The organism is Stenotrophomonas sp. 85239_Sma (assembly GCF_056481725.1).
Map to the genome: position 1 here is coordinate 1,590,185 of NZ_CM151163.1, position 13,305 is coordinate 1,603,489.

Consider the following 13,305-nt stretch of genomic DNA (forward strand, 5'->3'; position numbering starts at 1 on the left):
CATCACGGTCGGTTTGTCCGGCGAAGCAAGGAGTGTGGTTGTGGCGGTAATGCAGCAAATCCAGGCCGAGGTCGATCGTTACCCGCTCGTGCTGTTCATGAAGGGCACCCCGCAGTACCCGATGTGCGGCTTTTCCAGCCGCGCCGTGCAGGCGTTGATGGCCGCCGGCGCCGTCACCCTGCGCACCGTCAACGTGCTCGAGGAGCCGGAGATCCGCGCCAACCTGCCGCGCTTCTCCAACCTGCCGACCTTTCCGCAGCTGTTCATCAACGGTGAGTTGATCGGCGGCTGCGACATCGTCATGGAACTGTTTGAATCCGGCGAGCTCAAGCGCATCGTCGAAGAGGCGACCCAGGGATGAGTGCCTGGCCGTCGACGTCACCCACTGACGGGGCGCTCGATGGCCGTCCGTTGCAGGACCGCGTGGTGCTGGTCGCTGGCGCCGGGGGAGGGCTGGGCAGCGCTGCGGCGGTCGCCGCCGCAGCGGCCGGGGCCACCGTGGTCCTGCTGGGGCGCAAGCCGCGCCGGCTGGATCGGGTCTATGCCCAGGTCCAGGCGGTCGGCCCGGAACCCTTGCTGTACCCGCTGGACCTGGAAGGCGCCGGCCCGGATGACTATGCCGAACTGGCCCAGGCCGTCCAGCGCGAGCTGGGGCGGCTGGACGGCCTGCTGGTCTGCGCCGCGCATTTCCCCGGCCTGACCCCGTTCGAACTGGCCGATCCGGCAAGTTTCGCCCGCGCGCTCCATGTCACCCTGACCGCCCCGGCCTGGCTGGCCCAGGCCTGCCTGCCGCTGCTGCGGCAGCGCGAGGACGCCGCCCTGGTGTTCGCGGTCGATGCCCCCGAACGGGTGGGGCAGGCCTACTGGGGTGGGTACGGTGTGGCCCAGCATGGCCTGCGCGGTCTGATCGGCAGCCTGCACGATGAGCTGGGCCGCAGCCCGGTGCGGGTCAGTGGTCTGTACCCGGGTCCGCTGCGCACGGCGCTGCGGGCCCGTGCCTATTCCGTCGATCAGGATCCGGCTGCCCGAACGCCGGAAGCCGCGGCGGCGGCGGCGGTGACCCTGCTTTCCGCTGCCGGCAGCGACTGGCGGGGCCGCATCCTGGATGCGAGCGAGCCATCCGGCGACGCGTGAAGGCCGCCGTAAGGTGGAATGAAGATCCCGTCACGATTGCGTTGCGATCCCCTGCCGTTTGTCGCACAACCGTCACATTGATGGCGTAGCGTGTTAATCTAGTGTTAACCGTTATGGCTGCCTTCAGCCAAGCGGTAGGGAACCCCAGATAACTCTCCGAGCAGCCACCCGCAGGGCTGTTTGGATGCGCTTTTTTTCCGCCATCGCCAACTCGCATCGAGGCTACCGAAAAATGACCCACCCACTCCGGATGTCCAAGCTTACCCTTGGTCTCGTGGCTGCACTTGCCGCCGCTCCCGCCTTCGCCCAGAGCACCTCTGCCGGTGTCGGCGGCCAGGTGATGTCCGCCGCAGGCCAGCCTGTCGCCGGCGCTGAAGTCACCATCACCCACACCGAGTCGGGCACTGTTTCGCGTGCCACCACCGATGCGTCGGGCCGCTACAACGCGCGCGGCCTGCGCGTGGGTGGTCCGTACACCATCACCATCACCAAGTCCGGTGAAGGCACCAAGACCGAAGAAGGTGTCTACCTGAACCTGAACCAGGTCAACACCGTCAACGCCAGCCTGGGCGGTGACCTGGCTGCGACCAACCTGGACGCGGTGAACGTTGTCGCCACCGCCGGCGGCCTGGACCTGTTCAGCGCCAACAAGATGGGCACCGGTACCAACGTCACCCGCGAAACGATGGATGCGCTGCCGTCGGCCAACCGCAACATCCAGGACTACGTCCGTCTCGACCCGCGCATCTCGCAGGTCAGCAAGGCGGACGGCGCGATCTCGGCGGGCGGCCAGAACACCCGTTACAACGCCATCCGCATCGACGGCATCAGCGCCTCCGATCCGTTCGGCCTGGGCTCCAACAACCTGCCGACCGAGCGTCAGCCGGTGTCGATGGATGCCATCCAGGAAATCAACATTGACCTGGCCAACTACGACACCACCATCGCCGGTGGCACCGGTGCGGTGATCAATGCCGTGACCAAGTCGGGTACCAATGAATTCCACGGTACCGTGTACGGCTCCTACCGCGACAAGGACATGGTCCGTTCGCGCCTGGAAGGTGACCGCCAGGACTTCAACGGCTTCGAGGACGAGAAGACCTATGGCATGACCTTCGGCGGCCCGATCGTCAAGGACAAGCTGTTCTTCTTCACCAACTATGAAAAGTACGAGCGTTCGGCTGCGGGCGTCGCCCTGAGCGACACGCCGATCGGCCGTGGCACGATCACCCAGGATCAGATCACCAGCGTCCAGAACTTCCTGGGCAATCTGGGCTATGACCCGGGCAGCCTGTCGGCACCGAACAGCAAGACCGAGATCGAAGAGTACGCGGTCAAGCTGGACTGGAACATCAACGAGAACCACCGTGCCGCCCTGCGCTACAACAAGATGGAGCAGAACGTCGTTCGCTTCCCGCAGGTCAGCAGCAGCGCCATCTCGCTGAGCAACTTCTGGTACCAGCAGCCGACTGAATACGAAACCTGGATGGGCGAACTGTTCAGTGACTGGTCCGAGAACTTCTCGACCGAGTTCAAGGTCTCGCACAAGGACTACTCGGCCAACCGCGTTCCGCTGGTCGACATGCCGCAGATCCGCATCAAGTCGGGCAACGATTCCCTGTACGTCGGTACCGAGCAGAACACCCACGTCAACATCGTCGAGTCGAAGGAACTGAGCGCCTTTGGTGCCGGTACCTGGTACATCGGTGACCACACCGTCAAGTTCGGCTTCGATTACTCGAAGAATGACCTGATGAACTTCTACGGCCGCAACCTCAACGGCGTGTACGAATTCAACAGCGTCAACGATTTCCTGGCGGGCAATGCCTCGCGCTACCAGCTGCGTGCGCCGCGTGCCGATGGCAGCCGCAGCGACATCCCGGCTGACTTCACCCTGAAGAACACCGGCGTGTTCGTGCAGGACACCTGGGCGATCAACTACAACCTGAGCCTGATGTTCGGCGTCCGCGTCGACATGCCTGACTTCAGCAGCCAGCGCCTGTACAACCCGCGCATCGAGCAGCTGTACGGCTTCAACAACACCAAGCTGGTCGACAAGAACCTGGTGCAGCCGCGTGTTGGCTTCAACTACACCTTCGACAGCGAGCGTCCGACCCAGCTGCGCGGCGGCGTGGGCCTGTTCGGCGGCGCTGCCCCGAACGTGTGGCTGGCAGGTGCCTACCAGAACACCGGCCTGAACTACATCGAGTACGACGAGCGCAGCATCCCGGCCGGCGCCTTCACGCCGGACGGCAACAACCCGTACATCCCGGCCGGTGGCCCGGCGTCGGCCCGTCAGAACGTGGACATCATCGCGCCGGGCACCCGCCTGCCGTCGGTGTGGAAGGCCAACCTGGCCTTCGACCATGAGCTGCCGTGGTACGGCATCGTGGCGTCGGCCGAACTGCTGGTGACCAAGGTCAAGGACGGCATCTACTTCGACCGCCTGGACGTTGGCGCGCCGACCACGATCGGTCCGGATGGCCGTGCGATCTACTGGAATGCTGCCGGCCGCAATCCGGCCAATACCCGAGTCGACAAGGGCGTCGACTACGGCATGTCGACCGGTACCAATCGCGCTGGTGACCGTGCCAACCGCCCGAGCGACATCGGCGATGTGCTGGTCATGCGCAACACCGACAAGGGCCGCGGCACCCAGGCCACCTTCTCGCTGGCCAAGCCGCTGACCGAGAACTGGGGCTGGTCGCTGGGTTATACCTATACCCAGTCGAAGGAAGTCAGCCCGCTGTCCAGCTCGCAGAACACCTCGAACTGGAACAACACGCTGATCTTCAACTCCAACGAGGATGTGGCCTACAACTCGCGTTACGCGATCAAGGACCGCATCACCGGCACCCTGGAGTGGAAGCACAACTTCTTCGGTGACAACGCCACCCGCGTCGGCCTGTTCTATGAAGGTCGCTCGGGCCGTCCGTACAGCTACATCTTCTACAACGATGCCAACGGCGACGGTGCTGCCACCAACGACCTGTTCTACGTGCCGAAGGGTCCGGGCGACGTGCTGTTCAAGGGCGGTGCCGCGATGGAGAAGCAGTTCTTCGATTGGCTGGCGCAGAACCCGGAACTCGATGCCTACCGTGGCAGCGTGGTCCCGGCCAATCGCCACCGTGCTTCGTGGGTCAACAGCTTCGACGTCCGCGTCAGCCAGGAATTCCCGGGCTTCATGAAGGGTCACAAGGGTGAAGTTGCCCTGGACATCATGAATGTCGGCAACCTGCTGAACAAGAAGTGGGGCCTGATCGACGACTACGGCTTCTACTCGACCCGCCGCGTTGCCAACTACGCGGGTATCGATCCGGCCACCGGCAAGTACGTGTACTCGTTCACCGGTGCGACCGACAACTCGCAGATCCAGGAAAACAACAACGACAAGGGCAACACCGCCGTGTCGCGCTGGTCGATGCAGCTGACCCTGAAGTACAAGTTCTGATCCGTCAGAGCCTGAAGCAGTGAGTGAAAACGGCCGGGGAAACCCGGCCGTTTTCCGTTCAGGCGAAAGTCCTTGCAGGCCACTCTGCATCGGCGTAGCATCTTTGAACGTGCGCGGTGACAACGCCGCCGATGCGGTCCCGGAAAGGCGAACGCGGGCAGCACACATCCAACGGTCGGGCTTCCCGGCCGTTTTGCTTTTTAAGGGGGCGGCAGTACAGTCGGAAACCTTGAAGGAAGCGAAAAATTGGATATGACCACGAACGAAAAATCGGCCCGTGCACTGCCGGTGCAGGATGCGCGGATCTATCCGCGCGGTGGGCTGGATGTGCTGTCGCGGGCCGAGGTGGCACGCCTGCGCGATGCCTCCGCGGGCGGCATGCATGAGCTGCTGCGCCGCTGCGCGCTGGCCGTGCTGACCAGCGGCAGCGCCTCGGACGATCCGCGCGCCGCGCGCGATCTCTACCCTGATTTCGACATCCAGGTGGCGCAGCAGGACCGCGGCGTGCGCATCGACCTGGTCAACGCACCGGCGATGGCCTTCGTCGACGGCGAGATCATCCGCGGTGTCGCCGAACTGCTGTTCGCCGTTGTGCGTGACCTGGCCTACATGGCCATCGAGATGGGCCCGGCCTACGCGGCCGAGCTGGAATCGTCCGAGGGCATCACCAACGCGGTATTCGGCCTGCTGCGCAACGCGCGCATCCTCAACCCGGGCGACCCGAACCTGGTGGTGTGCTGGGGCGGACACTCGATCTCGCGCGACGAATACCTGTACACCAAGCAGGTCGGCTACGAGCTGGGCCTGCGCGGCCTGGACATCTGCACCGGCTGCGGCCCGGGTGCGATGAAGGGCCCGATGAAGGGTGCCACCATCGCCCATGCCAAGCAGCGCAAGACGGTCACCCGCTACATCGGCCTGACCGAGCCGGGCATCATCGCCGCCGAGTCGCCGAACCCCATCGTCAACCACCTGGTGATCATGCCGGACATCGAGAAGCGCCTCGAGGCCTTCGTCCGCATCGGTCACGGCATCATCGTGTTCGCCGGCGGCGTCGGCACCGCCGAAGAGATCCTGTACCTGCTGGGCATCCTGCTGCGCGAGGAGAACAAGGACCTGCCGTTCCCGCTGATCCTGACCGGCCCGACCGTGGCGGCGCCGTACTTCGAGCAGATCGACCGCTTCATCCGCCTGACCCTGGGCGACGAGGCCGCCGAGCGCTACGAGATCATCATCGGTGACCCGGTGGCGGTGGCCAGGAAAATGGCCAGCGGCATCAAGCGCGTTCGCGAGCATCGCCTGGCGCAGAAGGATTCGTTCTTCTTCAACTGGTCCATCGAGATACCGTGGGAGTACCAGCAGCCGTTCGTGCCGACCCATGAAGCGATGGCGGCGCTGGACCTGCACCACGGCCGCGCGCCGCACGCGCTGGCGGCCGACCTGCGCCGGGCGTTCTCGGGCATCGTGGCCGGCAACGTGAAGGAAGACGGCATGCGCCGCATCGAGCAGTTCGGGCCGTTCCAGATCCACGGTGACCCGGACATGATGCAGGCGCTGGATGCGCTGCTGCGCGCGTTCGTCGAGCAGCGCCGGATGAAGATCTCCGGCGAATACCAGCCCTGCTACCAGGTGCTGGCCTGAGTACGGGCCGGCGCGATGGGGATCGCGCCGGCACCGGCAGGGGAGGGTGGGTCGTCAAGCCTTTGACGCCCGTCGCCCCGGATTGACCGTTCATCCTGCCACCGCTTGCCGGTGGCGGGGCGATGGCCCATCGTGGCCACCAACACGCTGGGGAGCGTCCAATGTCTTTGCGCCGGCAAAACGGGTTCACACTGGTTGAACTGATGGTCACGCTGGCCGTCTTCGTGATCCTGGCGTCGATCGCCTATCCGAGTTTCCGCGGGATGATCCGCTCGAACCGGCTGGCGACCGCCAACAATGAACTGATCGCGCTGGCCAACCTGGCCCGCAGCGAAGGCATCCGCAACAGCAGCGGTGGCGGTGTCTGTGGCAGCGCCGATGGCAAGGCCTGTGATGGCGACTGGTCCAAGGGCGTACTGGCCTGGTCGGACCTTGATGGCGACGGCCAGATGGGCAGTAATGACGTCGCGCTGCGGTTTTCGCAGGGCAACCCGCAGCTCAGCGTGGTGGGTCCGCCGGGCGCGGTCATCGCCTTCGACGGGCGCGGCCGGCGCCGGGCGGTTGCTGACCAGACGCTGGTGCTGTCGCCGGATGCGTGCAAGGCCGGTGAATCGAAAAGCACGCTGACGATCAACCAATCCGGCCAGGTCCGGGTGACCAAGGGAACCTGCTCATGAGCCGCCGCAACCTGGCCCGCCCACGCTCTTCGCAGGGCGGCTTCAGCCTGATCGAAGTGATGGTGGCGGTACTGATCCTGGCATTCGGGCTGCTGGGCTTCGCCCTGCTGCAGACCACCAATGTCCGCTTCGTGCAGAGCGCGAACTACCGCACCCAGGCCACCAACCTGGCCAACGACCTGATCGAGCTGATGCGCGCCCAGCGTGCCGACACGCTGGCCGGTGGCGCCTATTCCTCGGCCTCGTTCTCCGCAGGCTCGGTGAAGCCCAGCGGCGCCTGCACCTGGCCGACCGGCGCCGCGGTGACGCCGAAGACGAACGTGGCACGCTGGCAATGCGAGGTTGCGCGGACGCTGGGTGAAAAGGCCAGTGCACAGGTGACCTTCGTGCAGAGTACCGGCCAGGTCACCGTTGCCATCAGCTGGGGTGACCAGCGCTGGGATCCGAAGGATCCCGACAGCCTTACCACCTTCGGCCTGACGACCTTCCTGTGAACGCGCCCATGAGTCCAATTTCGCGAGCCCGAGGCCTGTCGCTGATCGAACTGATGATCGCCATGGTCATCGGCCTGGTCCTGATGCTGGGCGTCACCCAGATCTTCATCGCCTCGCGTGCGGCGTCACGCCTGTCCGAAGGCGCGGCCCGTACCCAGGAGAACGCGCGCTTCGCGCTGGATTTCCTGCAGCATGACCTTCGCATGGCCGGCCACTTTGGCTGCGTCAACGACCAGGCCCACGTGGTCAAGAACACCGGCGATGTCGGCTACCACCTGGGCATCAGCTCGGGCAGTGGCGACCCGCAGGATTTCTCTGTTCCGGTGCAGGGATATGAGGCTGCAGGTACGGCGCCGGGCGCCACGCTGACGCTGGGCCGTGCGTGGAGCGCGGCGCAGTCGGTTCCAAAGAGCATCGCCAACCTCAAGCCGGCACCGTTGCCGGGCAGTGACATCCTGGTGCTGCGCGTGATGAGTCCGGAAGGGGCCGTCGTGACCGGCATATCCGTGGCCGCGGGTGCAACCACCCTGACCGTTTCCAATGAAGGCATGGCCCGACTGAAGGCCAACGCCGCAGGCACGCCGACGGTCTTCGGCGTGGCCGACTGCACCCGTGCCGACGTATTCCCCGCCACCATCACCGGTTCGACCGTGAAGGTCGACAAGGTCGACCTGAGCAACTATTCGATCAACAACGCGATGACCATGCTGTATCGCGCCGATGGCATGGCGTACTACATCGCGACCAATCCCAATGGCGAGCCGGCGCTTTACCGGGCGCGCGCCAATGGCGCCGGCGGCTACGCCGATGGCGAGGAGCTGGTGGAAGGCATCGAGAACATGCAGTTCCTGTACGGCCTGGATGCCACCACGAACATCGCCCTGCCCACGCCGCCGACCGGTCGTATCGTCGACCAGCGCGTGGCCAGTGCGGTCAGCACCGGCACCGATGCCGCCGCCGCAGGGCAGTGGCGGCGCGTGGGGATGGTGCAGGTGGGCCTGCTGGCGCGCAGTCCGCAGCGTGCGTCGGCCGAAGCACCGGGCAGTGCGGCCACCTATCCGGCCATCCTGGGGGTGGGCTTTGCCCCGGCCGATCCTTACGACCAGCGCCATCGTGGCGCCTATGAAGCGTCGGTTGCGCTTCGCAACCGCTTGTTCGGGAACTGACGACCATGCGCACTCATCCTTCCTCCCGACGCCGTCCCTTGGTTGCCCGGGCACGACAGCAGGGTGCCGTTCTCTATGTCGCGCTGATCATGCTGGTGCTGCTGGCCCTGCTGGGGGTGATCGGCATGCAGGTGGCCGGCATGCAGGAGCGCATGGCGGCTGGCTACCGGGCGACCAACATGGCATTCCAGAACGCCGAAGGCGCGGCACGCAGCGCCGAGAACGCGGTGGAGAACATCGCCAACCGGAAGGATGCCGGTAGCAATCCGGCCGTGGTGTCCTCCGACATCAGCCAGCAGTGCGATGACGGCTTCGATCCTTCGGCCTGGGTCGCGAAAACCAAGCTGGGCAGCAAGCCGGCGATCTATGTCCGCGAGATCCAGGGCTGCATCCAGGGGGAGGGTGCGCTGGACATGGGCAAGTCGGTGGAGAAGCCAACGCCGGTCTACCAGATCACAACCTATGCCGGTGATACCACCAGTGATGCGACGTCGCGTGCGGCGATCGATACCGTATTCAAGCTGTGAGGCTGGGGAGCCCATGAACACTCGCAACCGCAGGATCCTGGCAGGCGCAGGCCTTGCTGTCTTGGCCGCTGGCGGCTATCTGGCACATACCCTGTTTGCCGCACAGGCACAGGGCGTGCTGGCGCAGGAGCCGATGAACGTGCAGACACGCGCGACGCCGGCCTTCATCATGGCGGTGGACGATTCGGGTTCGATGAACTTCGAACGCATGTTCCCCGGTGGTGATGGCCGCATGCGCTGGAACAGCAGCACCGGCAGCTTCTTCAACAATAATGGGAGCTTCTTCAGCGTGGGCTCGGCGTGCGCCAACAACTCGCTGGACTGCTACCTGTACCTGTACCCGCACGCGGAGTTCAACAAGGAATATTCACCGGGCCGGGCCATCCCGCCGCTGGATATCTATGGCTTCGCCCGTTCGCATGTCTATAACGCCAGCTACTTCAACCCGGCAGTGACCTATCGGCCGTGGACCAATGCCGATGGCACGCTGTGGCCAAATGCGTCGATCACCCAGACCCGCGCCGATCCACGGTCCGACCAGCGCGGCTACAAGGCCGTGTACAACATGACCGTCAACCGTGCCGAGACGTCGGAGAAGTTCCAGTTCGTCAACGGCATGCGGATTCCCGACCTTTCCGGCAGCGGCAATGAGTACTACGTCGACAGCTGGTGGGATGGCGGGTGGAAGACCGCCGCGGTCAGCAACACCGGCAATACCACGTACTCCATCAGCTATTTCCCGGCGACCTTCTACCTGCCGGCCGCAGCGCCCGCACCGGACGGATACAAGACCGACGACGTCAATCGCCCGGTGATCAGCGGTGCCTGTGGTCCGGGCTGCAATCTGCGTCGTTACCAGATCAAGTCAGGCAACTATTCCAGCCCGGCCGCGTACAACGCCGCGATCCAGAATTTCGCCAACTGGTTCCAGTATCACCGCAACCGCGTGCTGGCCATCGTCGGCTCCTCGACCGCTGCACTGGTGAGCGTGGACACGATGCGCGTGGGCTACTTCACCATCAACAAGCTCAACAACGCGACCATGTATGACATGGTCACCAACCGTGCCGACCTCTACAAGCAGATCTATACGCTGACCGGTAATGGCGGCACGCCGAACCGACGTGCGGTGGAGTACCTGGTCGACCAGTTCCGACGTACCGACGCCGATGCGCCGGTTCAGCTGGCCTGCCAGCGCAACGGCGGCATGCTGTTCACCGATGGCTACACCAACTCCGGCAACACGGCGAACAACGGTTTCGGTGATGCCGACTCGGTGAACTCGACCCAACTGCCGTCCATTCCGTTCGCCGATGGCTACAGCAACACCATCGCCGACATCGCGGCCGCGGCTTATGCGGGCGCCCGCACCCCCTTGCGCACCGGGACCAGCTTCCCGGCCGGGCAGGTGCCGGTCAGTGACAAGTGCAGCACCCTGGACAAGAGCAGTCCGGACTGGAAGCGGTTGGACTGCCAGACCGACCTGCACATGAATTTCTACGGGGTGACCCTGGGCGCGCAGGGCAAGATCTATGGCGTCAACCAGGCAGCTACCGACGATCCCTACAAGAACCCGCCGAACTGGGCTGGCAACGGCAATCCGATAGATGTCGACGACGGTACCGTCATCGATGAACTGTGGCACGCGGCCGTCAACAGCCGTGGCGAGTTCATCAATGCGCAGACGCCGGCCGACGTCACCGAGGCCATGCGCCGGGTGTTGTCTTCGATCACCGGAGGTGCATCGCCGTCGGGAACGATCGGCATCAGCGGTGCACGCATCGGCACAGGCTCACTGGCGGTCACGCCGCGCTATGACATCACCAACAGTGGTACCGACTGGTCGAGTAAACTGACCGCGTCCAGCGTCAAGGTCAACGCCGATCAGGTGGCCGAGCTGACCGAGGTCTGGGAAGCCTCCAGCCGCCTGTCCTCGTCCGGCCGTCGCATCATCGCCAACAAGCTGGGTTCCCCGGTGGATTTCAACAGCGCCCGCATCAACCTGCAGGATCTGTGCAGCAAGCCGGACGGCAAGTACGCGTCGATGCTGGTCTGCTCCACCGACAAGCTGACGGCGATCAAGGCCGACCTGGCCAGTGCCATCAACTATCTCAGTGCCGACAGCTCGACCGAGGTCCGCAACGGCGGCAAGTATCGCGACCGGTCCACGCCGCTGGGCGACATCGTCAATTCGGCACCGGTGGTGAGCTCGCCGCTGGACGACTACGGCTACCGCCAGTTGGGCGGTACCTATGCCAAGAGCTACACGGACTACCTGGCCACCAAGGCCAAATCGCAGCGGTACATGGTGTACGTCGGCGCCAACGACGGCATGCTGCATGCCTTCGATGGTGGCATGAAGGCGGATGCCAAGCAGGATGGCACTGGCGGCACGGAGAGCTTCGCCTACATCCCGGCCACCGCGCTGGGCCATATGGCCAACCTGCTGTTCCCCTACAAGTCCGACACGGCTGACCAGACCTTCCGCCATCGCTACTACGTCGATGGTCCGGTAACGGTGGCCGATACCTTCAACGGCACCGCCTGGCAGACCAGCCTGGTGGGTACGACGGGTGCGGGCGGCCGTTCGGTGTTCGCACTCGACGTCACCACGCCGGGCAGCTTCGGCACCGGCAACGTGCTGTGGGAAATCAGCGACATCAACGCGTCGCTGCAGGACGAGGTGCGCAACAACATCGGCTTCGTGCTGGGCAAGCCGGTGATCGTGCCGGTGAAGAGTGGCACCGGCGTGGCCTGGAAGGCGATCTTCGGCAATGGCTACGGCAGCGCAAACGGCAAGGCCGTGTTGTTCGTGGTCGATATGGCCAGCGGCGACATCCGGATGATCGAAGCGGTTGAGGGCACCTCGGGTGCCGGCATCTCCGGGAGCAACGGATTGGGCAATGTGGTCGTGGTCGATCGCTGGACCGGCGCGAGCCAGGATGCGCGCGGCCGCGATGGACTGGCTGACACCGTCTACGCCGCTGATCAGCGCGGCGCCGTGTGGAAGTTCGACCTGACCAGCAGCGCGAACACCACGCTGACCGTACCGGTGTTCACCAGCCAGGCGGCCCAGGACTCTTCCAACAAGACCTACCGCCAGCCGATCACCGGTGGCATGACCGCCGCGACCGGGCCCTCGGGTGGCGTGATGCTTTATTTCGGCACCGGCAGCTTCTCGTTCACCAGTGACAAGGATGACAAGGCACAGCAGGCGCTGTACGCCGTGAACGATCTTTCGGGCAAGACGGTGGCCTCGACGGTGACCGCAGCGAACCTGGTTCCCTACACGGCAGCGGCCGCCGCTGCGGGAGCCCAGGAGCGCAAGATCACGGCGGGTACGGCTCCAGCCAATGCACGTGGCTGGATGATCCAGTTGCCTGCCGGTAACGGCGAGCGCGCAGTCGGGAATCCGATCCTGGTCAGTGGCATCGTCTTCATGCCGACGTACGTGCCCAACATGCAGTCGGTGGGGTGCTCGACCAGCGGTTCGAACTGGTTGTTCGGGTTGTCGTCGATCAGTGGCCTGCCGATGCTGGAGAACGTGCGCTACGGCTCGCCGACCGGTAGCCAGCCGGGGACCGGAACCGCAGCCATCGCGTTGAAGACCGGAGGAACCGCGCCGGTTCGTGACGTCTCGCTGTCAGTACTGCCGCGTCCGACGGACAAGGCGCCACCCGGAGGGAGTTCCTGCTGGATGGCCGTCGGCGCCGCCGGCAGCCAGTCGCTCTATCTGCCTTACCCGTGCGGTCGCCAGTCCTGGCGCCAGCTCAAGTAACCCCAAGTGCGAGGATCCATGCTCATGCTGCACACTCCCATGCCTCGCCGCGCGGCTGGCTTTACGCTGATCGAGCTGATGATCGTGGTGATCGTCATCGGCATCCTGGCGGCGATCGCCATTCCGTCCTATCAGGAATACGTGCGCCGATCGCATCGCGCCGTGGTGAAGGCGGACCTGGCCGAGTACGCACAGCGTGCCGAGCGCTACCACACCAGCAACAACTCCTACACGGGCTACGCGCTGCCGACCAAGGTGTCGCCCCGTGATGGCGGGACCGCGCGCTACAACCTGGACTACAAGGGGGATGGCACGAGCTTCACCATTACCGCCACCCCGCAGGGCACGCAGGCCAAGGACAGCTGCGGCAAGTTGAGCGTGGACCAGGCCAACCGCAAGACGGCCGACGGTGGAGTTGCCAGCTGCTGGTGAAACAG

At 64.8% G+C, this 13,305-nt stretch carries 10 protein-coding genes; all 10 read left to right on the forward strand.

Annotated features, from left to right (window positions below; all coding sequences use genetic code 11):
* Nucleotides 1-40 precede the first annotated feature (40 nt).
* A complete protein-coding gene (gene grxD / locus ACYKG1_RS07450) occupies nucleotides 41-361 on the forward strand; it encodes a Grx4 family monothiol glutaredoxin (RefSeq protein WP_005415957.1) in 321 nt (106 codons plus the stop codon).
* The gene (locus ACYKG1_RS07455; protein ID WP_100471838.1) at nucleotides 358-1,134 is read left to right on the forward strand and encodes an SDR family NAD(P)-dependent oxidoreductase; all 777 of its coding nucleotides are present in this window, start codon (nucleotides 358-360) and stop codon (nucleotides 1,132-1,134) included. The genes grxD and ACYKG1_RS07455 overlap by 4 nt, the downstream gene beginning before the upstream one ends.
* 232 nt (nucleotides 1,135-1,366) lie before the next feature.
* Nucleotides 1,367-4,585: a TonB-dependent receptor gene (locus ACYKG1_RS07460; protein ID WP_478472270.1), complete on the forward strand. Its 3,219-nt coding sequence runs from the start codon at nucleotides 1,367-1,369 to the stop codon at nucleotides 4,583-4,585.
* Between the two features lie 252 nt (nucleotides 4,586-4,837).
* Nucleotides 4,838-6,226 carry a nucleotide 5'-monophosphate nucleosidase PpnN gene (gene ppnN, locus ACYKG1_RS07465; RefSeq protein WP_100471840.1) on the forward strand — a complete coding sequence of 463 codons (1,389 nt, stop codon included), beginning with the start codon at nucleotides 4,838-4,840 and terminating at the stop codon, nucleotides 6,224-6,226.
* Nucleotides 6,227-6,387: 161 nt separating this feature from the next.
* Complete coding sequence (locus tag ACYKG1_RS07470) at nucleotides 6,388-6,903, forward strand: pilus assembly FimT family protein (RefSeq protein ID WP_100471841.1); 516 nt, start codon at nucleotides 6,388-6,390, stop codon at nucleotides 6,901-6,903.
* Complete coding sequence (pilV, locus tag ACYKG1_RS07475; RefSeq protein WP_100471842.1) at nucleotides 6,900-7,397, forward strand: type IV pilus modification protein PilV; 498 nt, start codon at nucleotides 6,900-6,902, stop codon at nucleotides 7,395-7,397. Before ACYKG1_RS07470 ends, pilV begins: the two co-directional genes overlap by 4 nt.
* 8 nt (nucleotides 7,398-7,405) lie before the next feature.
* The gene (locus tag ACYKG1_RS07480; protein WP_100471843.1) at nucleotides 7,406-8,563 is read left to right on the forward strand and encodes a PilW family protein; all 1,158 of its coding nucleotides are present in this window, start codon (nucleotides 7,406-7,408) and stop codon (nucleotides 8,561-8,563) included.
* Nucleotides 8,564-8,568: 5 nt separating this feature from the next.
* The gene (locus ACYKG1_RS07485; protein ID WP_478472272.1) at nucleotides 8,569-9,090 is read left to right on the forward strand and encodes a pilus assembly PilX family protein; all 522 of its coding nucleotides are present in this window, start codon (nucleotides 8,569-8,571) and stop codon (nucleotides 9,088-9,090) included.
* A gap of 13 nt (nucleotides 9,091-9,103) precedes the next feature.
* Complete coding sequence (locus ACYKG1_RS07490) at nucleotides 9,104-12,868, forward strand: pilus assembly protein (protein WP_478472273.1); 3,765 nt, start codon at nucleotides 9,104-9,106, stop codon at nucleotides 12,866-12,868.
* A gap of 24 nt (nucleotides 12,869-12,892) precedes the next feature.
* On the forward strand, nucleotides 12,893-13,300 hold the full coding sequence (locus ACYKG1_RS07495) for a type IV pilin protein (RefSeq protein WP_005415966.1): 408 nt from the start codon (nucleotides 12,893-12,895) through the stop codon (nucleotides 13,298-13,300).
* Nucleotides 13,301-13,305: the final 5 nt, after the last annotated feature.

What these genes read in the sequence shown, in the direction of transcription:
- ACYKG1_RS07455 (WP_100471838.1), top strand. Translation starts at nt 358, where the DNA reads ATGAGTGCCTGGCCGTCGACGTCACCCACTGACGGGGCGCTCGATGGC.
- ACYKG1_RS07460 (WP_478472270.1), top strand. Translation starts at nt 1,367, where the DNA reads ATGACCCACCCACTCCGGATGTCCAAGCTTACCCTTGGTCTCGTGGCT.
- ppnN (WP_100471840.1), top strand. Translation starts at nt 4,838, where the DNA reads ATGACCACGAACGAAAAATCGGCCCGTGCACTGCCGGTGCAGGATGCG.
- ACYKG1_RS07470 (WP_100471841.1), top strand. Translation starts at nt 6,388, where the DNA reads ATGTCTTTGCGCCGGCAAAACGGGTTCACACTGGTTGAACTGATGGTC.
- pilV (WP_100471842.1), top strand. Translation starts at nt 6,900, where the DNA reads ATGAGCCGCCGCAACCTGGCCCGCCCACGCTCTTCGCAGGGCGGCTTC.
- ACYKG1_RS07480 (WP_100471843.1), top strand. Translation starts at nt 7,406, where the DNA reads ATGAGTCCAATTTCGCGAGCCCGAGGCCTGTCGCTGATCGAACTGATG.
- ACYKG1_RS07485 (WP_478472272.1), top strand. Translation starts at nt 8,569, where the DNA reads ATGCGCACTCATCCTTCCTCCCGACGCCGTCCCTTGGTTGCCCGGGCA.
- ACYKG1_RS07490 (WP_478472273.1), top strand. Translation starts at nt 9,104, where the DNA reads ATGAACACTCGCAACCGCAGGATCCTGGCAGGCGCAGGCCTTGCTGTC.
- ACYKG1_RS07495 (WP_005415966.1), top strand. Translation starts at nt 12,893, where the DNA reads ATGCTGCACACTCCCATGCCTCGCCGCGCGGCTGGCTTTACGCTGATC.